The 19884-nt window shown below is 63.5% G+C and carries 23 protein-coding genes and 1 pseudogene; 10 read left to right on the top strand and 14 right to left on the bottom strand.

The genetic code is table 11. The features are described from left to right. Positions 1–459: 459 nt before the first annotated feature. Both X730_RS154970 and X730_RS154975 read right to left on the bottom strand, forming a co-directional pair. Complete coding sequence (locus X730_RS154970) at positions 460–861, bottom strand: DUF559 domain-containing protein (protein ID WP_023692101.1); 402 nt, start codon at positions 859–861, stop codon at positions 460–462. Between the two features lie 397 nt (positions 862–1258). Continuing rightward, positions 1259–2203: a glycine--tRNA ligase subunit alpha gene (locus X730_RS154975; protein WP_023687115.1), complete on the bottom strand. Its 945-nt coding sequence runs from the start codon at positions 2201–2203 to the stop codon at positions 1259–1261. 176 nt (positions 2204–2379) lie between these two features. Between X730_RS154975 and X730_RS154980 the strand changes: the two genes are divergently transcribed. Further along, the gene (locus tag X730_RS154980; protein ID WP_023826013.1) at positions 2380–2841 is read left to right on the top strand and encodes a GNAT family N-acetyltransferase; all 462 of its coding nucleotides are present in this window, start codon (positions 2380–2382) and stop codon (positions 2839–2841) included. A gap of 205 nt (positions 2842–3046) precedes the next feature. Here the strand turns inward: X730_RS154980 and X730_RS154985 are convergent, their stop codons facing one another. The 5 genes from X730_RS154985 to X730_RS155005 form a co-directional block, all read right to left on the bottom strand. Continuing rightward, positions 3047–4822: a tetratricopeptide repeat protein gene (locus X730_RS154985; RefSeq protein ID WP_023709651.1), complete on the bottom strand. Its 1776-nt coding sequence runs from the start codon at positions 4820–4822 to the stop codon at positions 3047–3049. A gap of 191 nt (positions 4823–5013) precedes the next feature. Next, a complete protein-coding gene (locus tag X730_RS154990; RefSeq protein ID WP_023740684.1) occupies positions 5014–5430 on the bottom strand; it encodes a DUF1284 domain-containing protein in 417 nt (138 codons plus the stop codon). A gap of 109 nt (positions 5431–5539) precedes the next feature. Then, positions 5540–6133: a biotin transporter BioY gene (locus X730_RS154995; RefSeq protein WP_023826012.1), complete on the bottom strand. Its 594-nt coding sequence runs from the start codon at positions 6131–6133 to the stop codon at positions 5540–5542. Between the two features lie 354 nt (positions 6134–6487). After that, complete coding sequence (locus X730_RS155000; RefSeq protein ID WP_023687112.1) at positions 6488–7156, bottom strand: GntR family transcriptional regulator; 669 nt, start codon at positions 7154–7156, stop codon at positions 6488–6490. 87 nt (positions 7157–7243) lie between these two features. Next, complete coding sequence (locus X730_RS155005) at positions 7244–8260, bottom strand: polyprenyl synthetase family protein (protein ID WP_023668471.1); 1017 nt, start codon at positions 8258–8260, stop codon at positions 7244–7246. A gap of 221 nt (positions 8261–8481) precedes the next feature. On the opposite strand from X730_RS155005, the gene X730_RS155010 reads away from it, so the two are divergent. The 7 genes from X730_RS155010 to X730_RS155040 all read left to right on the top strand — a co-directional run bounded on the left by X730_RS155010 (position 8482) and on the right by X730_RS155040 (position 12753). Next, positions 8482–8706, top strand: coding sequence for a DUF2007 domain-containing protein (locus X730_RS155010; protein WP_023692106.1), 225 nt, complete (start codon positions 8482–8484; stop codon positions 8704–8706). Next, entirely contained in the window at positions 8706–9500 is a 795-nt protein-coding gene (locus tag X730_RS155015) for a methyltransferase (RefSeq protein ID WP_023668473.1), read from the top strand. Before X730_RS155010 ends, X730_RS155015 begins: the two co-directional genes overlap by 1 nt. 120 nt (positions 9501–9620) lie before the next feature. Then, entirely contained in the window at positions 9621–10478 is an 858-nt protein-coding gene (locus tag X730_RS155020) for a S49 family peptidase (protein ID WP_023668474.1), read from the top strand. Positions 10479–10550: 72 nt separating this feature from the next. After that, positions 10551–10736 (top strand): membrane protein, encoded by a 186-nt coding sequence (locus X730_RS155025; RefSeq protein WP_023668475.1) that lies wholly within the window; start codon positions 10551–10553, stop codon positions 10734–10736. A gap of 26 nt (positions 10737–10762) precedes the next feature. Next, positions 10763–11656, top strand: a complete 894-nt coding sequence (locus tag X730_RS155030) for a 4-(cytidine 5'-diphospho)-2-C-methyl-D-erythritol kinase (protein ID WP_023826011.1) — start codon at positions 10763–10765, stop codon at positions 11654–11656. Then, positions 11643–12197 (top strand): molybdenum cofactor biosynthesis protein B, encoded by a 555-nt coding sequence (gene moaB / locus X730_RS155035; protein WP_023692108.1) that lies wholly within the window; start codon positions 11643–11645, stop codon positions 12195–12197. Before X730_RS155030 ends, moaB begins: the two co-directional genes overlap by 14 nt. A gap of 124 nt (positions 12198–12321) precedes the next feature. Continuing rightward, complete coding sequence (locus tag X730_RS155040) at positions 12322–12753, top strand: hypothetical protein (RefSeq protein ID WP_023668478.1); 432 nt, start codon at positions 12322–12324, stop codon at positions 12751–12753. Here the strand turns inward: X730_RS155040 and X730_RS155045 are convergent. Beyond that, on the bottom strand, positions 12743–13717 hold the full coding sequence (locus X730_RS155045) for a hypothetical protein (protein WP_023709899.1): 975 nt from the start codon (positions 13715–13717) through the stop codon (positions 12743–12745). The two genes, X730_RS155040 and X730_RS155045, sit on opposite strands and share 11 nt — an antisense overlap. A 251-nt stretch (positions 13718–13968) precedes the next feature. Then, on the bottom strand, positions 13969–14472 hold the full coding sequence (locus tag X730_RS155050; protein WP_023826010.1) for a glycosyltransferase: 504 nt from the start codon (positions 14470–14472) through the stop codon (positions 13969–13971). 150 nt (positions 14473–14622) lie between these two features. On the opposite strand from X730_RS155050, the pseudogene X730_RS1000000166000 reads away from it, so the two are divergent. Continuing rightward, positions 14623–15853 (top strand): annotated as a pseudogene (locus tag X730_RS1000000166000) (PA0069 family radical SAM protein). Between the two features lie 154 nt (positions 15854–16007). Further along, positions 16008–16706, top strand: a complete 699-nt coding sequence (locus tag X730_RS155055) for a ribonuclease HII (RefSeq protein WP_023696585.1) — start codon at positions 16008–16010, stop codon at positions 16704–16706. A 246-nt stretch (positions 16707–16952) separates the two neighbouring features. Here X730_RS155055 and X730_RS155060 read toward each other — a convergent pair whose 3' ends face one another. The 5 genes from X730_RS155060 to X730_RS155080 form a co-directional block, all read right to left on the bottom strand. After that, positions 16953–17444, bottom strand: a complete 492-nt coding sequence (locus X730_RS155060) for a F0F1 ATP synthase subunit B (protein WP_023668483.1) — start codon at positions 17442–17444, stop codon at positions 16953–16955. Between the two features lie 10 nt (positions 17445–17454). Further along, a complete protein-coding gene (locus X730_RS155065) occupies positions 17455–18054 on the bottom strand; it encodes a F0F1 ATP synthase subunit B (RefSeq protein WP_023684380.1) in 600 nt (199 codons plus the stop codon). A gap of 92 nt (positions 18055–18146) precedes the next feature. Next, entirely contained in the window at positions 18147–18371 is a 225-nt protein-coding gene (locus X730_RS155070) for a F0F1 ATP synthase subunit C (RefSeq protein ID WP_006206606.1), read from the bottom strand. Positions 18372–18436: 65 nt separating this feature from the next. Beyond that, positions 18437–19195 (bottom strand): F0F1 ATP synthase subunit A, encoded by a 759-nt coding sequence (locus tag X730_RS155075; RefSeq protein ID WP_023696586.1) that lies wholly within the window; start codon positions 19193–19195, stop codon positions 18437–18439. A 65-nt stretch (positions 19196–19260) separates the two neighbouring features. Further along, positions 19261–19653 carry an AtpZ/AtpI family protein gene (locus tag X730_RS155080; protein ID WP_023668486.1) on the bottom strand — a complete coding sequence of 131 codons (393 nt, stop codon included), beginning with the start codon at positions 19651–19653 and terminating at the stop codon, positions 19261–19263. Between the last annotated feature and the right edge of the window lie 231 nt (positions 19654–19884).

Raw genomic sequence — 19884 nt, 5'->3', positions numbered from 1 at the left:
GGGATTTCCTCGGAGCGAAGTTCTAGCAAAAGATCAGGCATCAGAGTTTCTCCACCCGCATGCCTTCTCCCTGATTGCGCGTCCTCGCGCCTCCGGCGCTGCGGTTGCGCGGTCGGGCGGGGATTTCCTCGGAGCGAAGTTCTAGCAAAAGATCAGGCATCAGAGTTTCTCCACCCGCATGCCTTCTCCCTGATTGCGCGTCCTCGCGCCTCCGGCGCTGCGGTTGCGCGNGGGATTTCCTCGGAGCGAAGTTCTAGCAAAAGATCAGGCATCAGAGTTTCTCCACCCGCATGCCTTCTTCCTGATTGCGCGTCCTCGCGCCTCCGGCGCTGCGGACGCGCGGCTGGGCGGGGATTTCCTCGGAGCGAAGTTCTAAGAGCAGGTCTGGCATGGTTAAGCTCCCACTCTCCCCTTGATGGGGAGGGTCGGCGCGTAGCGCCGGGGTGGGGTGGCGACCTCTCAGCCGCCGATACCTTCGGCACCATCGCGCAAACGCAGGTGTGATTTTCGTTCTTCCACCGCCGCATAGATCGTATCAAGCACGGAATCCAGTTCGTTTTTGATTTCATGGTTCCAGAAGCGAATGACGCGGTAGCCTTGGCTCTCGAACCATTTCGTTCGACGCTCGTCATGGCGCAGCTGGTCATCGAAGCTGTGATGGGCACCGTCCACCTCAATGATCAGCTTCAGCCGGTGGGAGATGAAATCAGGGAAGTAAACGCCTACCGACGCCTGCCTGCGAAAATGAGTGCCTTCTACTGGAATGCGCCACAGATGCCGCCACAGGATGCGTTCCTCGTCGGTCATCGCCGCGCGAAGCCTTTGCGCAGACTGCAGCTTGAATCGATCGAGTTTTGGCATGGAACGTCGCGCTGTCACCCCCACCCGCCGCTTCGCGGCGACCTCCCCCATCTAGGGGGAGGTAAGAGGGCATGGCAACTCGGCTGACCGCTGTTTCCAGGAATTTTGACCCCCCCTGTCGGGCCGCAACCAGCCCGCCCGTCCTTTGATCAAAGATTTCCATGAACCAAACGCAGCGCTGAAGCGACCAACGCTCAGGCAGGGACCTATTGGCTGAACGACCATGAAAACGGCATCGAGACTTCTCCAGATCATCGCGCTCAGCGCCTGTTTCGCCGCGCAGGTGCATGGCGCCTTCTCGATGCCGGGCGTACGGCAGGCTATGCGGACCATGGCGGGGTCGACTGGCCCGATGTTGGCCCCAATCAACATTTCCCTCGAAATGATGAAGTGAGCCTCAGGCGGCGAGCCCGCCGGCCTGGGTCTGCAAAAATGCCTCGCCGCAGGCCTTCGCCAGATTGCGCACCCGCAGGATGTAGCTCTGCCGCTCGGTCACCGAAATCACGCCGCGCGCGTCGAGCAGGTTGAAGACGTGGCTGGCCTTGATGCACTGATCATAGGCCGGGAAGACCATGCGGTGCATCGGCAGATTGTCGTTCGAAGCCGGGGCGCCGGCCGCGAGCAGCGCCTTGCATTCGGCTTCGGCGTCCTCGAAATGCCTGAGCAGCATGGCGGTGTTGGCATATTCGAAATTGTGCCTGGAATATTCCTGCTCGGCCTGCAGGAAGACATCGCCATAGGTGACTTTTTCGGCGCCTTCTCGGCCATTGAAGTTGAGGTCGTAGACATTGTCGACGCCCTGCACATACATGGCCAGCCGCTCCAGGCCGTAGGTCAGTTCTCCCGCCACCGGCGCGCATTCGATGCCGCAGACCTGCTGGAAATAAGTGAACTGCGACACTTCCATGCCGTCGCACCAGCACTCCCAGCCGAGCCCCCAGGCGCCAAGCGTCGGGCTTGCCCAGTCGTCCTCGACGAAGCGAATGTCGTGCAGCAACGGATCGACGCCGATCGCCTTGAGCGAGCCGAGATAGAGTTCCTGCAGGTTCGGCGGGTTGGGCTTCAGGATCACCTGGTACTGGTAATAATGCTGCAGCCGGTTGGGGTTTTCGCCGTAGCGGCCGTCCTTGGGCCGGCGCGAGGGCTGGACATAGGCGGCGTTCCAGCCCTTGGGCCCGAGCGCGCGCAGCGTGGTGGCCGGATGGAAGGTGCCGGCGCCGACTTCCATGTCGTAAGGCTGCAGGATGACGCAGCCATAGGCGGCCCAGTAATTGTGCAGGGTCAGGATCAGCCCCTGGAACGAGCGGCTGGGATGCATATGGGCTGGACTGTCTGACGTCACGGCGGCCTCGGAAAGCGCTGAAATGATGCCATTCCCTAGTTGCCGGGCCGGTAGGCGTCAAGGCAGCGCCTATCGCCGCCTTGATGAGAGGTTGAACGCTTTGCTTCGGACTGGCCCATTGCCGGACGGTGCCGGTGGCCGTTTGCTCGCCCAGCTTCAACGACAAAGGTTCAGCCATGCAAGGCCAGCTCACCGTACGCCCCGTCACCCGAGAGGATTACGAGCAATGGCTGCCGCTGTGGGACGGCTACAATGCGTTTTACGGCCGCTCGGGCGAGACCGCCTTGCCCGGTGACATCACTGCAATGACATGGTCGCGCTTCTTCGATGCCTATGAGCCGACGCATGCGCTGGTCGCCGAGAGCGAAGGCAAGCTTCTCGGCCTTGTCCACTATCTCTACCACCGCACCACGACGGCGATTTCGCCGAACTGCTATCTGCAGGATCTCTTCACCAATGAGGCGTCGCGCGGCAAGGGCGTCGGCCGGGCACTGATCGAAGACGTCTATACCAGGGCGCAAACCGCAGGCTCCAGCCGCGTCTACTGGCTGACACACGAAACCAACCACACGGCGATGAAGCTCTACGACAAGATCGGCGATCTCTCGGGGTTCGTCGTCTACCGAAAGCTGTTCTAGAATGAGCGCCAACGCTGGGTCTGCGCCGCGTCGCTTCGCTCCTTGCTCCGCCATAGAATGACGATCGCGATAGGGCGTCTCTATCTCTTTGTTTCTGTCGCAATTCCGAACGGAAAACCGCGCACACTTTCCTGGAATTGCTCTAAGACGCCAAGCCGAAAAAACGGGGCTCAGCGAGCCCCGTTTCATCAGAAGTATGGCCCGATCACCCCTTCGGCGCTGGCGGGGTGGCCGGCTTGACCTTCGGGGTTTCCTGCGCCGTGTTGGATTCGATCGGCGGCAGGCCCTTCATCAGCTTCTGCTGCAAAATGGCAAGCACATCGGGATCCGGCTTCAGGTCGCGCGCCTGATTCCACTGGAAAGTGGCTTCGAGCTTGCGGCCGACGCGCCAATAGGCATCGCCGAGATGGTCGTTGAGCACCGGATCTTCCGGCTTGAGCGACACGGCGCGCTCCATTTCGCGCACGGCGTCGTCGAACCGGCCCATGCGGAAATAGGCCCAGCCCAGCGAATCGACGATGTAGCCGTCGCTCGGCCTGAGGTCGACGGCCTTCTGGATCATCGCCAGGCCTTCCTTGAGGTTCATGTTCATGTCGACCCAGGAATAGCCGAGATAGTTCAGCACCTGCGGCTGGTCGGGGAACAGTTCCAGCGCCTTGAGGAAGTTCGGTTCGGCCTTGGGCCATTCCTTCAGCCGCTCATAGGCGATGCCGCGCTGATAGTAGATGTTCCAGTTGGCATTGGTCGGCGTCTTCAGCACCGCGACCGCCTTGTCGTAGAGAGTGGCGGCGGAGCGGAAATCCTCTTTCGAGGCATAGACCCCGCCCAGCGCCAGATAGGCGCGCATGTCATCGGGGTGAGCTTCGACGAATGCTTTGAGATGGGCGATCGCCTCGTCGTGACGGTTGAGATCGGCAAGGTTGAGGCCGAGCTGCAGGTCGGAAAGCTCCTTCAGCGGCGAGGAGGCTGGAATGCGGCTATAGAGCGCAATGGCGCCTTCGCCGTCCTTCAGCTGCTCCGCAACGGCCGCAAGCTGCACCAAAGCGGCGTCGCTGTCGGGCTTGAGCGCGAGCGCATATTGCAGATAAAGGCGCACGAACGGCTCGCCGCCGCCGCGATTGAGCGCGATGGCGAGGTCGAGCAGGATTTCAGCGGCGCCTTCGGAGGGACTGGCGACGAAGGGCTCGATCTTGTCGCCCTTGCTGATCCTGTCGCGAAGCGCCTGGATGTCGAGCTTGCCGGGCGCGAACGCCTCGGCCTTGTCGAGCACGTAGAGCGCCTTGTTCTTGTTTCCCTTGCGCGCCAGGAAAGACGCGTAGGCCTGGGCGTTGCGCATCCATGTCTCGGGCGCGGCACCGCCGGCCGTGACGTCGGTCAGGGTCGCGTCATAAAGCGCGTCGGCCTTGTCCGATAGGCCTGCGGCATCGGCGATCAGCGCGCGGTGGAAGGACTTGAACAGGCCGAACCAGTCAGGCCCCTGCAGTTTGTCGATCGAGGCCATCGCCCCGGTGGGGTCGCCGGCGCCCTCTTGTGCCCAGCCGGACATGACGCCGGAAATCAGCCGGTCGAGATCGGATTCGAGCGACAGCTTGAGCCAGTACTGCGCCTTGGTGAAATCCTTCTTGTGGAAGGAATCGACCGCCAGAGCCAGACGCGAGAAGCGCTCGACGTCGGGAACTGCCTTGAGCTTGTCGGCATAGACCAGCGATTCCTCGAAGCGGCCTTGCGCGATCAGCGACAGCATCAGGCTTTGCTGCAGCGAGGTGTCGCCGGGATTGAAGGCGAGCGCCTGCTTGTAATAAGCGATGGCATTGTCGAGGTCGTTGTCGCCTTCGGCGATGCGGGCGGCGAGATAGGCGCCCGAGAAGGAGGTGATCTTGACCGGGTCGGTCGATTCCTTGGCGTAGGCAGGCAGCGGAGAAATCGCCATCCCTGCCACAATTGCCAGCCCCGCGAGCCAGCGCGCACGTCCTTGCCGCATCGTATCCCTTTCAGCCAAGCGCCATCCCGCGTCGGCGCGGAGAAGCCATAGACTCGATGTTTCCTGACAAAGCATGGCCTTTTTGGGGTCAGGCTTCAATCCGGGCCGAATTCACAATCGGGTCACCCGATTAACAAACCATGGCGACGCAGACACTGTCGGTTCCGACAATAGCAGATCGGGGTTGGGAGCTACAGCCTGACATCGCGATATCCGCCTGCCGCTATCGTGCTGCACAGGCCGGCCCACTCGCAACCCTGGCAGGCCTCACGCGTCACGCCGGCTGAAAAGGCCGCGCGCAAGGCGGCAAGCGTTGCCGCGTCGAGGCTGAAGCGGACGCCGGCCCGGATCGGCCGGGTCAGCAGCTTGCCGACATCGCGTGCTGCCAGCTCGTCCCGGCCTGCGGCGCTTTCGCGCAAGCAGTGGGGCTCGGCCTCGCCGAGCAGCGGCCGACAGATGTCGTCGGGGCCGGAGACGATCAGAATATCCTCGCCCCGGCCCAGACGTTTCGCGATCACGTCATAGTTGGCGACGAAGGCTGCGCTGTACCCTTCGCCGATATAGGTCAGCAGGCAAAGCAGATGGTGGGAGCGCAGCCGGACGGTCATCGGTCAGGACGCGCCAGCGGAGCCTGTTCCATCCCGATGGTATCGGGATGGGGCTCCATTTTTTTGTTTGAGCATGATCTCTTCCGAAAACCGGACTCTACTTTCGGGATCATGCTCCTGCCGGGTCCGCCTTGTTGCTCCAAAACAGCTTGAGCGTCGCGGCGCCGAGCGCCGATTTCAGCAGGCCGCCGACGAGGAACGGCAGGAAACCGAAGGCGATGGCCTGTTCGAGGCCGATCATGACGGCGAGCCAGGCCGTTCCGAGAACCAGGCAGGCGAGGTTGCCGAGGACCATGCCGGCGAAGGCGAGCAGCACGCGGTTGCCGTTCCAGCCGCGTTCGGCCAGCCAGCCGACAAGCGCGCCGACGAGCGGGAAGGCGAAGAGATAACCGCCCGTTGCCCCGACGAAATACGACGCGCCCGCTGCCCCTCCGGACAGGACAGGAAAGCCCACGGCGCCCTCGGCGAGCCAGGCGATGATGGTCATGGCGCCAAGCCGCCAGCCATAAAGTGCGCCGACCAGCGTCACGGCGAAGGTCTGCATGGTGACCGGCACCGGCACCATCGGCACCTCGATCTGGGACAACAGCGCCAGAAACAGCGTACCGAGGACGACGGCCGCGGCCTGCCAGCTATGCGAGCGGGTTTGCAGGCGCAACGGGCTGAAGGACGGCTTGGACGGCGAAAAGGCGATGTCGGTCATGGCGGCTTCCCTGGCTGGTTTGAATTTATAGATAATTTTGTTGTTCGATCTATTATCGAATCCATATTTGCGCGGGAATGGCAACCCTCACCCCTAAAAAGGCTTGGGCTTGCGTGTCGAATAAAGGACATTTGGAAAGGCTGGCGGGACAGCACCCCCCTCTGGCCTGCCGGCCATCTCCCCCGCAAGTGGGGAGATCGGATGTCGCCTTTGCTTTCGCCAATGGCCGACGTTGCAGGACTAACGCAACGGCAAAGCTGTTGATCTCCCCCCTTGCGGGGGAGATGTCCGGCAGGACAGAGGGGGGTGTGAAGGATCGCTACGCGCGGAATCCGACGACTTGTCCCTTCGTCCCTACCCGACGATGGCAAACGCTTCGCGCATCTTGCCCGACGCGGTCTTGACCGGTTTCTGGCCGATCCACTGAACGTGCCGGCCAAGCGTGGCGGCGGCCGATTCGGTGTTGCCTTGCCGCAGCGCGCTCAGGATCGCGCGATGATCCTGGTCGGTGCGGATTTCCCATTCCGAGCGCCAGGCGGCGAACAGGAAGCGGGCGCTTGCGGCGTGCAAATCGTCGATGGTGGCGATGAGCCGCGGCATGCCGCAGGGCGCCAGGATCAGCCGGTGGAAGGTGCGGTTGGCCTCCTCCCAAGAGCGGACATCGCGGGATTTGTCGCCGGCCTTTGTGGCTTCTTCGGCAAGGTTGAGAATGGAAGCCGTCAGATGCGGCGCGGCATGGCGCAGCGCCAGCACTTCGAGGGCTGCCCGCATTTCGGCGACTTCCCTTACCTCGCCGAGATCGAAAGCGGCGACGCGCACGCCCCGCCTGGGCTCACTGACCGCCAGCCCTTGCGCCTCCAGGCGCCGGAAGGCTTCGCGCACCGGGACATGGCTGGTCTGGAATTCCTCGGCGATGTGATCCTGCCGCAGCCGGGCGCCGGGTTCGATCGCGCCCGATATGATGCGATCCGCCAGCACCTTGCTGATGCGCACGGCGATGGTGTCGTCTGCGGTCTTTGCCATGTTTTATAGATAATTTGCACTGCTGCCGATTGTCGAGCGGTGATTGCCCGATTTTGCGTGCAAACTTGCTTTGGCGCCAGGCGCGGGTCAGTTCACCCGGCTGATGCAGAAGTCGATGACGTCGATGAGCGCCGATTTCTGCGGCGTCGCCTCCAGCGGTGCCAGCGCATCGCGGGCGATCTCGCCGAAATGGCGGGCCCGTCCGATGGTGTCGGCAATGGCGCCATGGCGGGTCATCAGGCCGATCGCCTTTTCCAGGCCGGCATCGTCGGTGACATTGTCCTCGATGGCGCGCTTCCAGAAGGTGCGCTCGGCCTTGGTGCCGCGCCGGTAGGCGAGGATGACCGGCAGTGTAACCTTGCCTTCGCGGAAATCGTCGCCGACATTCTTGCCCAGCTCCTGGCTGGAGCCGCCATAATCCAGCGCATCGTCGATGAGCTGGAAGGCAAGGCCGAGATTCATGCCGTAGGAGCGCAAGGCGGCGCGATCGTTGCGCGTCGCCGATGCGATGACCGGGCCGACCTCGGCGGCAGCCGAGAACAGCGCCGCGGTCTTGGCCTTGATGACGGCGAAATGCTCGTCCTCGGTGGTATCCAGGTTCTTGGCTGCCGCCAGCTGCATCACCTCGCCCTCGGCGATGATCGAGGCGGCGCTGGACAGGATGTCGAGCGCTTCCAGCGAACCGACATCGACCATCATGCGAAAAGCCTGGCCGAGCAGGAAATCGCCGACCAGCACGCTCGCCTGGTTGCCCCAGATCATGCGGGCGGTCTTCTTGCCGCGCCGCATGCCGCTCTCGTCGACGACATCGTCATGGAGCAGCGTGGCGGTGTGCATGAACTCGACCGCGGTGGCGAGCTTGACGTGGCCCTCGCCGGAATAGCCGAACATCTGGGCCGCCGCGAGCGTCAGCATGGGACGCAGCCTTTTGCCGCCCGACGAGATCAGATGATTGGCGACCTCCGGGATCATCTCGACGTCGGAGCCGGCCTTGGACAGGATCAGTTTGTTGACGCGCCCCATATCGGCTGCTGTCAGGTCGATGAGATCCTTGATGGAGGCGGGTTCCCGCTTCCCGTTTTCGATGTTGAGAACGACACCCACCAACAAACACTCCCGTCTTTGATCACGCGTGCGACGGCACCCTGGTCCCGCCTGGGACTCTAGGGCGGCACATACGGGCACGGCAAGAGGCGAATTGGCGCGGCTGCGGTGACGGCGTGTCAACCTTAGCGACCGCATGCCGTTGCCCGAAAACCGCTCCACACTTTTCGGCGCCATGCTCCAGCGTTTACATCAACGCTGCAACCTGCGAACTTCGTCCGATGATAGAACTCGTGCGCACCAACGATGCCGTGATCATCTCCTTCGTCGAATCGCTGATGCGCGATGCCGGGATTGCCTGCTTCGTCGCCGACCAGAACATGAGCATTCTCGAAGGGTCGATCGGTCTTTTGCAGAAGCGCGTCATGGTCGATGCCGACCAGGCCGATCAGGCGCGGCGCATCTTGAAAGACGCCGGCATCGAGAACGAAATCCGCCAGACATAATGGCTGAAGCGAGCGCGCTTACCAGCGATACGCCGGCCCATACGGTCGATGCCTTCCATCGCGGCCGCTTCTGGCTGGTCCAGCCCAGGACAGGGCATCGCGCCGGGATGGATGCCATGATGCTGGCGGCAGCAGTTCCATCCGGCTTTGCTGGACGCCTCGCCGATTTCGGCGCCGGCGCCGGTGCGGCGGGTCTTGCCGTGCTGTCGCGCTGCCCAGAGGCGCAGGTCGTGCTCGTCGAACGGTCGACCGAGATGGCAGGCTTCGCCACAACCACGCTCGCCCATCCCGGCAATGCGCATCTCGGCAATCGCGCCTCGGTGCTGACCGCCGACGTCACGCTGTCGGGCCGGGCGCGGACGCAAGCCGGCCTTGCCGACAATTCCTTCGATTTCGTCATCATGAACCCGCCCTTCAACGCGGCGCAGGACCGCGCCACGCCAGATCCGCTGCGGCGGCAAGCGCATGTCATGGACGACGGGCTGTTCGAGAGCTGGATCCGAAGTGCGGCTGCCGTCGCCAAGCCGCGCGGGGGCCTGGCCGTCATTGCGCGGCCGGAACAGCTTGGCGACCTCCTCCATGCGCTGTCGGGCCGCTTCGGCGACGCCGAGATGCTGGCCGTGCATCCGCGCCCGGAAGCAGCCGCAATCCGCATTGTCGTCAGGGCAGCGCTCGGCGCGCGCGGCAAGCTGTCGATCCGCCAGCCTTTGATGCTGCATGGGCAAACGGGCGACGGCCCGTCGGAACGAACCGAGATGATCAACAACGGACTGGCGTCGCTGTTTGGCGATTGATTTAGGCCCGTCAGTGTCGTTGCCGCAAAACCGGCACACAGTTGGCTGAGATGGATTGCAGCATTGCCGTTGACCGGCAAATCCCTACATGCGTTGAAGCCATTTGGAGACAGCCACCTCGTGAAACGCCTTTTCAACCGCCTGCTGCCGAAATCCTGGCGATCCAGCGTCGTCACCATTCCCGTCATCAGGCTGCATGGCACCATCATGGCCGGCGGCGGCCCGTTCCGGCCGAGCCTGTCCTTGGCGTCCACCGCCGCCCTCATCGAAAAGGCGTTCCTGTTCGATGCGCCCGCCGTCGCCATTTCGATCAATTCGCCTGGCGGCTCGCCGGTGCAGTCGCGGCTGATCTTCAAGCGCATCCGTGACCTCGCGGTCGAGAAGAACAAGAAGGTGCTGGTCTTCGTCGAGGATGTGGCGGCCTCGGGCGGCTACATGATCGCGGTCGCCGGCGACGAGATCTTTGCCGATCCGTCCTCCATCGTCGGTTCGATCGGCGTCGTCTCGGCCTCGTTCGGCTTTCCCGAACTGATGAAGAAGATCGGTGTCGAGCGTCGCGTCCACACCGCCGGCCAGAACAAGGCGGTGCTCGACCCGTTCAAGCCGGAGAAGAGGGAAGACGTCGAGCGCCTGAAGGCGCTGCAGCTGGAAGTGCACGAGACCTTCATCGACCTGGTCAGGGAACGCCGTGGCACCAAGCTGAAGGACGATCCGGACCTGTTCACCGGCCTGTTCTGGACCGGCAAGAAAGGGCTGGAGCTTGGCCTCGTCGATGCGTTGAGCGACATGCGCACGGTACTGAAAACCCGCTTCGGCGCGAAAACCCAGCTCAGGCTGGTCACCGCGCCGCGTGGCCTGTTTGGCCGCATCGGCCTGTTCGGCTCGAACTTTTCAGCGCCCGATATTGCCGCCGCCGCCGCAAGCGGCGTGATCGATGCGGCGGAAGAGCGCGCATTGTGGGCGCGCTTCGGGCTTTGAAAAAGCAGGGAAAGCGTCTAGCATGAGGGCTTGACAGTCTGCCTTGCCGCCTTGCGAGGGAGGAGCTTTGAAATGCCACAGATCATTTTCTTCGCAGTTGTCGGCGCAGCCGCTTATTTCGGCTACCGCACCTTCGTCCGCGAGGCCGAACGTGTGACCGCCAAGGTGCGGCGCACCGAAAAGCAGGCAGCCAACGGCACCAACGGCACGCTGGTCCAGGATCCCAAGACCGGCGAATACCGCCTGGCCAAGGACTGAGCATCATCCCGTCAGCAGCCGCCAGTTTGGATGCCGCAGCCCGGACGTGGCTTGCGCCCGCCAAGATAAATCTGGCCCTGCACGTCACCGGCAGGCGCGCCGACGGTTATCATCTGCTTGAGAGCCTGGTCGTTTTCACCCGCTTCGGCGACAGGGTCGAGATCGAGCCTGCCGACGCCGACCGGTTCTCCGTATCGGGCCGTTACGCGACTTCCGTGCCGATCGACGACAGCAATCTGGTGGTGAAGGCGCGCGAGGCGCTGCGCAGGCAGGCCGGCCAGCAGCGCACGCCGCCGGTTGCCATCCGACTTGAAAAGAACCTGCCGGTCGCCTCCGGCGTCGGCGGCGGCTCGAGCGACGCGGCGGCGGTATTGCAGGGTCTTGTCCGGACCTGGGGGCTCGACATCGGTGAGGCCGAACTGAGCCGGATCGGTCTCACGCTCGGCGCCGACGTGCCGATGTGTCTTGCGGCAAAACCGCTGGTTGCGCGTGGCGTCGGCGACGAGCTGTCGCTGGTGCCGGATTTTCCGGCGCTCGCTTTGGTGCTGGTCAATCCCGGCGTCGCCGTCTCGACGCCTGATGTGTTCAACGCACTTGAGAAACGCGACAATGAGGGATTGCCGCCGCTGCCGCGTGCATTTGACTTCCACAGTGTCCGCAACTGGCTGGAGATCACCCGCAACGATCTCGAACCGGCGGCGCAGGCGATCCAGCCGCCCATCGGCCGAGCGCTTTCCCTGCTGAACAGGGCCGGATCTGGATTCTCGCGCATGTCGGGATCCGGCGCGACATGCTTCGGGCTGTTCGAGACCGGCAATGTCGCCAAGCGCGCCGCCGCCGAGATTCGCAGCCGCGAACCGGAGTGGTTTGTCGCCGCGACACGAAGCATCGCTTCGGAGGGGGCCGATGGCCAAAATTGACGAGAGCCGGCCGTTCATTCCGGTGCGCATCGCGGTGCTGACGGTGTCCGATACGCGCAGCCTTGCCGACGACAAATCCGGCCAGACGCTGGCTGATCGCATCGCCGAGGCCGGCCATGTCCTGGCCGCGCGCGACATCGTCACCGACGACCGGGAGAAAATCCGCGACAAGGTGCTGGGCTGGTCGCGCGACGAAGACATCGATGTCGTCATCACCACCGGCGGCACCGGTTTTACCGGCCGCGACGTGACGCCGGAGGCGCTGGAGCCGATCTTCGAGAAGCGCATGGATGGCTTTTCCGAAGTGTTCCACCGCATTTCCTACGACAAGATCGGCACCTCGACAGTGCAGAGTCGGGCGACGGGCGGCGTCGTCAACGCCACCTTCGTCTTCGTGCTGCCGGGCTCGCCCGGCGCCTGCAGGGACGCCTGGGACGGCATACTGAAACCGCAGCTCGACTACCGCCACATGCCCTGCAACTTCGTCGAGATCATGCCGCGCCTGGACGAGCATTTGCGGCGCGGCAAGGCCGCCTCGTAAACCAAGGCAAAGCCGGCCAAGTGCTGCCTTTGTCAGGCAGAATGGCGGCTGCGCCTTCGAGAGGTCATTTCCTCCGGGTCGTCGGGCGGATAGTCTGTCGCCAAGTCAAGACGGAAGAGATCCAATGAGCGCGCACCGCGGCGGCTGCCATTGCGGCAACATCCACCTGACGTTCGAAACGGGAATCGAGCCGGCCGAGGTGGAGATCCGCGCCTGCCAGTGCGCGTTCTGTGTCCGGCATGGTTCGCGCGCCGCCGCCGATCCGCAGGGCCGATTGATCGTCTCGGTCGAGGACGAGGCGCGGCTGCACCGATACCGGTTCGGATTGCGCACCGCCGATTATCTCATCTGCCGGGACTGCGGCGTCTATGTCGCTGCTGTGACCACCGACGGCGAACCGAGAGCGATCGTCATCGTCAATGCGCTGGATGACCGGCCGCGGTTCAACCGCGAGCCGGTCCCAATGGACTATGATGCCGAGAACAAAGAGGGTCGCATTGCCCGGCGGCAAGCGCGCTGGATGCCGGTCGAGATCCGCTCCGGCCTCAGCGGATGACCGGTTCGCCGTGGAAACGGCGGCGCGAGGGCGGCGAGACGCCGAAGCCGACCTCCATCATCAGCCGTGGCGTGGTGGACGGCACGGTGCCCATGTGGAAGCCGAACGGGTCCTCGACGAAGCCGAGGCCGGCCTCGCCGGTCAGCGTGACTGGGCTGTCGTCGCCATAGACCTTGAGCACGTCTTGCGCCGGATGGCCGACCAGCAGCGTCAACTGGTGCTTGAGGCTGCGCCTGTTGTGGCTGGCTTTGACATAGACATGCGGGCCGGTGCCGGCATCGCAGGGCTTGAGATAGAAGAAGAATTTCAGCATCCGCCAGTCGTCGAGATCGAAATGATATTTGCCGAGCGAGGCAAGGTTCTTGTCGGCGTCGGAAGCCTCGCCGGTCGGAAAGCTCCACCAGACACGCGTGGTGATCAGCTTTGCCTGCCCGCCCAGATAGTGCTGGGCGATGTCGAGCAGCAGCGGGTCGTTCTGGATGGCGAGTGCCGCCTTGCAGCCGAGGATGCGCTCGAAATAGTGTCCGCTGAGCAAAGAGCGGCCGAACCGCTTCTCGGCTTCTGCGTGTTCTCCGGGCATGAATTCGAGCCGGCGGTCGAAATTGCCGAAGCACGGCGTGCTCTGAGCAAAGCTGGCGATCTCTTCGTGGATTGCCTGCGGCAGGACCAGTCCGGAGAACAGGCCATCGGCGCGCAGCGCCGCGACGATCGACTTGAGGTCGACGCCCCTGAACATCGTCGCTCCGGCACTCTGCGCGGGGCGCGCGGCTTTGGCGCCAAGCCAGTGCAGCTTGCGCGCCGGCATGGTGCGGGCAAGCACGAACATCGGCAGCCATGCGGGATTTTCGCGCAGGTCGGACAGATAGGTCGGGATACGCACCGCAATGCGGCGGAGCAGGCTGCCGTTGCGGGCAATGGCTTCCAGACTGGGGGCGCCGGATTTGTCAGGGGACGAAAGGTTCATCGGGGTCCTCAGATATGAACGGCAGCAACGACGACGCGGCGCTTGCTTACCGCTCCGGCACTACCCAAACCCCGATATCCCGCATCAACGGAATGCTAATCCCGCGTCAGCTTTTGTGCAATGCACAATAGCTTTTTGCGGCGAAAAAGAGGGATGGTGCTGCGACCGTGCCAATGCGGATGAGACGCCGACGCTGCCCCTCATTCGCCCTTCGGGCACCCTTCTCCCTGGAACGGGAAAAGGGAGAAACATCACTTCTTCGGCGCCAGCCAGATTTCGGCGTCGAGCCGCCTGGTGGCGAGACCGCGCGCAAGGGCTTCGGCGCTGTGCGCGTTCTTCGACAGGGCAGCGGCCTGGCGCTTGCTGATGACCAGCCCTTCGGCCAGCGCCCGGTTGCCCGAAAACACCCGTGACAGGAACGGCGTGCGGCTGCCGCGCGCACGGGAAAAGCGCGCCGGCATGGTTTGCCGCGCCGTGTGAGCGACAACGTCGTCGATCCAGCCCTCCGCCAGCCTTGCGCCGGGTTCCAGAAACAGCAGCCAGTCACTCTTCGCCTGCCTGATTCCCGCGGCAATGCCGCCGGCGACGAAGTGGCAGCCGGCATGATCGGCAACCCGATGCGTCTGGTCGGTCGAGCCGGTGTCGCAGACGATGACATCGCGTACCACGCCCTCGACCGCGCCGCCGATCAACGAGGCGAGCGTGCGGGCAAGGCCTTCTTCGTCATCCCGGGTTTCGATGAGAACGCTGAGCATTTTTAGCCGAATAGCGGAAAGCCCGGCGCAGCGCCAGTTTTGCATGGCCCAACGAAAAAGTTCTTGCTTTGTTCTCATCAGCGAAATAGGATTATTTTCATGAACAGAGCGATTCGACAGCCAGCCGACAGTCCTTGGGAAAGGGCCAAAATGGAACATATCGTGCGTGCGGACATTGCTGCTTTCGGAGCAGGGCGAGCCGAGATGGCCAATGCGATGATCGAACAGAGCGGCATGCGCGTCCGTCCGGATCGCAACCGCGGCCGTTCCGCGGGCATCAACCCGTCCGGCCGGTTCGAGCCGGTCAGCCGGCATGTGTTCGACGACGGCTGGAATTCGCTGGAGGAATTGCCGCCGTTCAAGACCGAAGTGCAGGTCGAGAAGCCGCGCACCATCATCACCCGCAACGAATCGCCCGACATTTCCTTCGACCGCTCGATCAACCCCTATCGCGGCTGCGAGCATGGCTGCGTCTATTGTTTCGCCCGGCCGACGCATTCCTTCATGGGCCTGTCGCCGGGGCTGGATTTCGAAGCGAAGCTGTTTGCCAAGCCGGATGCGGCGCGGCTGCTCGACAAGGAACTGTCGAAGGATGGCTATCAGCCGCGCACCATCGCGATCGGCACCAACACCGATCCCTACCAGCCGATCGAGAAACAATACCGGATTATGCGCGAGATCCTCGAAGTGCTGGAGGCGCGCGGCCATCCGGTCGGCATCGTCACCAAATCCCATCTGGTGACGCGCGACATCGACATCTTGTCGCGCATGGCCGAACGGGGCTTGGCCAAGGTGGCGCTGTCGGTGACAACGATGGACCGCATGCTGGCGCGCACCATGGAGCCACGCGCGTCGACGCCGACCAAGCGGCTTGAGGCGATCCGGCAGCTTTCCGATGCCGGCATTCCGGCCTCTGTCATGGTGGCNGTCGACGCCGACCAAGCGGCTTGAGGCGATCCGGCAGCTTTCCGATGCCGGCATTCCGGCCTCTGTCATGGTGGCGCCGATCATTCCCGGCCTGACCGACCAGGAGATGGAGCGCATCCTCGATTCGGCACGCGCCGCAGGCGCCCGCGAGGCCGGCTATGTCATCCTGCGCCTGCCGCTCGAGGTGGCGCCGATCTTCAAGGACTGGCTGCTGCGCCATTATCCCGACCGCTACCGGCACGTGATGTCGCTGATCCGTTCGATGCGCGACGGCAAGGACTATGATTCGGAATGGGGCAAGCGGATGAAAGGCGCCGGCCCCTATGCCTGGCAGATCGGCCGGCGCTTCGAGATCACGGCCAAGCGGCTCGGCCTCAACGCCGAGCGGCGCACGCTCCGAACCGACCAGTTTGTCGCCGCCGCCAAGGCGACCGAGCAGCTGATGCTGCTCTGAGAGTAGCGCCTGCCCTGCCCTCGTGGCTGTCAGGCGACCCAAGAATCCCGTCCGGCCTGTCCCCCGGCCTGCAGACGGTGCCCTCCCGGTCTTGCCCCCCTCGACCCTGGAGGGACTTGCGGAGAATCGGAGCCGATGCGAACCTCGCCGCAACATGGCTCGCGCGCGTTCCGATTCTCCGCTTCTTTTCGAAATCGTCGAAAAGCCCGACTTCTCCTTCGAGACGAAGGCGATGGCCGAAGGCCTGTGGCCGGTGGCAGGCATGGACGAGGCCGGCCGCGGTCCGCTGGCCGGGCCGGTGGTGGCGGCGGCCGTGATCCTCGATCCCGCCAACATTCCCGACGGGCTCGACGATTCCAAACGGCTCAACCATTTGCAGCGCGAGGCGCTGTTCCTGAAAATCCTGGGGTCAGCGCTCGGCGTGTCGATGGCCTCGGTCAGTGCCGAAGGCATTGACGGCAGCAACATCCTCAAGGCCAGCCTGGAAGCCATGCGCCGCGCCCTTGCCGGCCTGCCGATCCTGGCGAAGCTGGCGCTGGCCGATGGCCGCGATGTGCCGCCGGGCCTCCTCTGCCAAGGCCGCGCGCTGATCAAGGGCGACCAGCGCTCGCAATCGATCGCCGCCGCCTCGATCGTCGCCAAGGTGATGCGCGACCGCATGATGTGCGGCTGCGGCAGCCACCACGAACGCTACGGGTTCGAAGTCCATATGGGCTACGCCACCGTGCGGCACCGCACCGCGATCGAAGAGCATGGGCCGGTGGCACGGCTGCACCGGGCGTCATTCGCGCCGTTCAGGCTGGGTGGGGTTGAGGTGGTTGAGGAAGAAGGGTTTGTCGGGTTGGACAGCTAATCTCCCCCCTTGAGGGGGAGATGGCCGGCAGGCCAGAGGGGGGCGCCGCGCGTCAAGCGCTAGCCCTTCTTGGTCGCAGAAAGAGCGTCGCGCCTGGTCGAACGGACCCCCTCTGTCGCCTTTGGCGACATCTCCCCCTCGAGGGGGCAGATCAGGCGCACCACCGCCTTCGCCAATCTCCGTCGCCGCTCAACAAAAAAGCCGCCAGGTTGCCCGGGCGGCTTGATGTCAGCGAGTTAACCCCGCTCAGTTCAGCCTGGCCTTCACGTCCTGCAGCGCGGACTTGAACAGGTCGGCGCCGGCCTTGGCGTCGATCTTGCCGGCAAGCAGCGTGCGGGCCGCCTCGACGGCGATGTCGACGGCGCTGGCGCGCACTTCGGCGACGGCTTCGCGCTCGGCCTGGCCGATCTTCTGCTCGGCAAGCGCGGTGCGGCGGGTGACATAGTCTTCGGTCTTCTTGTGCGCCTCGGCGGCAAGCATGTCGGCCTCGCGCTTGGCGGCAGCGACGATGGCTGCGGCCTCCTGCTCTGCTTCCTTGCGCTTCTTCTGGTATTGGCCGAGCAGTTGCTGGGCCTCTTCGCGCAACCGGCGGGCTTCCGCAAGCTCGTCGCTGATCTTGGTCGCGCGGGCGTCGAGCGACTTGGCGATCAGGCCCGGCACCTTGATGTAAACGGCAACGCCGAGGAAAATGACGAGGGCAACCGTTGCCCAGAGCGTTGCGAGAGATGTGGCGTCCATAATGTGCTCCTCACCGGGCCACGGATTTGACCGCAGCCGAGATCTCGGCCTTGCTGGTCTTGCCGCCGACAAGCGCATCGACGATGGCTGAAGCGGTGTCCTCGGCAATCGTGCCGACTTCCTTCATGGCGTTGGCCTTGATGGAAGCAATGCTGGCCTCCGCCTCGCCGAGCTTCTTGTCGAGGGCGGCCTCGACCTTCTTGCGGGCAGCCTCGGCTTCAGCCTTGGCAGCGTCGTTGGCCTGCTGGCCGATCGCGTTGGCCTTGGCCTTGGCTTCCGCCAGTTCCTGCTCGTAAGCGGCAACGGCGGCGTCGGCCTCGCCCTTCAGCTTGGCGGCCTGGTCGAGGTCCTGCGTGATGCGATCGCTGCGGACGTCGATGATGCCGCCAAGGCGCGGCATCACCACCTTCTTCAGGAACAAATAGAACAGCCCGAACGTGATCGCCAGCCACAGAAGCTGGGACGGAAACGTCGCCGGATCGAATGGCGGGAACGTGCCGTGCGCCTCGGCAGGCACGCCGGTGCCGGAATGCGTGTCGCCTTCCGTACCGGTGTGGGCGCCTTCAGCGGCGGGTGCGGACTCTTGCGCAAACGCAGATGTCACGAACATGGACTATCCCCTCATATCAGGCATGGCCGCAGGAATGCGGCCAGCCAATTCTTCCCAATGCTCGTCCGACCGATAATTGGCCGAACAGGGGCTCAGCCGAACAGGGCGAGAAGCGCGATGAGAAGCGAGAAAATGCCCAGAGCTTCGGTCACGGCGAAGCCGAAAATCAGGCGGCCGAACTGGCCATCGGCGGCCGACGGATTGCGCAGGGCGCCCGCCAGGTAGCTGCCGAAGATGTTGCCGAGGCCAATGCCCGCGCCGCCCATGCCCAGGCAAGCGATACCGGCGCCGATGTACTTTGCTGCTTCTGCGTCCATTTTAAACTCCTTTGGATCTGTAATTCGTTGCAATTCCATCCGGCGAAAGATGCCGGAAATTCTATCTAGTGCGAAGGATGCAGCGCATCATTCAGGTACATGCAGGTGAGCACGGCGAACACATATGCCTGCAAGAGCGCCACGAGCAACTCCAGCGCGGTCAGCGCCACAGCCATCGCCAGCGGCAGGATCGATCCCGCAACGCCGAGCGCGCCGAGCGCACTCAGGCTGACCACAAACCCGGAAAACACCTTCAGGGTAATGTGGCCGGCGAGCATATTGGCGAACAGACGAACCGATAGGCTGACCGGACGCGAGACAAAGGAAATCACCTCGATCGGAACGACAAGCACCATCATCAGGATGGGCACGCCCTTCGGCACGAAAAGCTTGAGGAAGCCCAGACCGTGCTTCATGAAGCCATAGACGATGACGGTTCCGATCACCAGCGCGGCCAGGCCGAAGGTGACAATGATGTGGCTGGTGATGGTGAAGAAATAAGGAAAAAGGCCAAGCAGATTGGCAACAAGCACGAACATGAACAGCGAGAACACTAAGGGAAAGAACTTCATACCTTGGGTTCCGGCTGCATCGCGCAACATGTTCGCGACGAACTCGTAGGCCATTTCCGAAACCGACTGCAGGCGGCCGGGAACAAGGCTGCGGCTTGCGGTCGAGAGGTAAAGAAACGCCGATGCAATGGCCACGGTCGCGACCATGAACAGAGCCGAATTGGTGAAGGACAGGTCATAGCCGCCGATATTGATCGGAATCAGCTTGACGATATGGAACTGGTGGATCGGATCGACCTTGTCAGCAGCCATTTACATCCCCGTCAAAACCGCGAGCGGCCTTAAGTGTCCTTGTGCGCCATTGGCGGCGCGCCATTTCATTCTTTCGGATCGTGCGACTTCTCGCTTTTTCCGAATTCCGCCACAACACCTGACGAACGCAGGACATTGAGCACGCCGGCGCCAAAGCCCAGCAACAAGCCGACGACCAGACCCCATGGCGAGGTTCCCGCCACGCGATCCAGAAACCAGCCAAGGCCCACACCCACCACTATCCCGGCGATGAACTCGCTGGACAGCTTGAGCGCCTGGCCATATCCGGCCGTCGCCTTCGCGCCGTCATTCCCCTCGAGCTGATCCGGCCGTCTTGTCGCAAGCGATGCTCCAAGCTCACGCCGGCGGCGTTCGAGATCTTCGTCGCGGATGTCGGCCTCGTGCTTGCTGCCGCGGCCGGTTTCTCCGGTTCCGTCTGGCCCATTCTTGTCGGCCATCGTAACCCCCCTGCCCGGTCAGACCGTCACCGTCCGTCCGCTTCTAAAGTCGCCGGCAACATAGTTAGAGGGTTTGCGCCCGTCAAGCCACGGGCGGGACTTCAAAGCCATGTATTTTTTCTATTGAAATCAATCACTTGGCGAGGTGCGACATCGTGCCCGGCACTATCGGGTCGGCACATGCCCCGAATCCGTCCGGCGACCGCTGTCCGATTTCGGCTTCCAGGGCCT

Source organism: Mesorhizobium sp. L103C131B0 (assembly GCF_000502275.1).
In the GTDB taxonomy this organism is placed as follows: domain Bacteria; phylum Pseudomonadota; class Alphaproteobacteria; order Rhizobiales; family Rhizobiaceae; genus Mesorhizobium.
This window is presented reverse-complemented; position numbering and strand designations above follow the sequence as displayed.